The sequence below is a fragment of the Kineobactrum sediminis genome, assembly GCF_002868715.1.
Lineage (GTDB): Bacteria > Pseudomonadota > Gammaproteobacteria > Pseudomonadales > Halieaceae > Kineobactrum > Kineobactrum sediminis.
Window position 1 is genome coordinate 1 of record NZ_PKLZ01000004.1, and the last position, 411, is coordinate 411.

At 61.3% G+C, this 411-nt stretch carries 1 protein-coding gene; it reads left to right on the forward strand.

The window, feature by feature from the left end; all coding sequences use genetic code 11:
- On the forward strand, nt 1–411 hold a 411-nt coding region (locus tag CWI75_RS18390; RefSeq protein WP_162300028.1), incomplete at both ends, for a hypothetical protein.

A 411-nucleotide genomic window follows, 5' to 3' on the forward strand; every position in this document is an offset into this window, starting at 1 on the left:
TGCAACGGGCATCACCCTGATCTTCGACAACGGCACTGTGGGTGCAGCGGAGACTGATCCGGATAACTGGACCTTCCTCTTTGACGACATAGTCCTCGGTGAAAGCTGGGGCGATACCGGTGGCGATGTCGTCGACCCGGACCCTGTGCTGCCAGTGGACTTCGAGGGTGACCCTGCTGCGTTCGTGTTCCTCGAGGGCGGCGGTTTTGAAGGTGGCCAGGCATCGGTCGTGGCCAACCCGGATACCGATGGCAATACCAGTGCCCAGGTGGGGCAGATGCTGAAGTTTGACGGTGCGGTATTTGGCGGCGCGACCCTGGACCTGGGTGGCACGGCAAACCTGCCCTCCGGCAGCGCCTTTACCATGAAGGTATGGTCGCAGCGTCCGGTACCGGTACTGTTCAAGCTTGA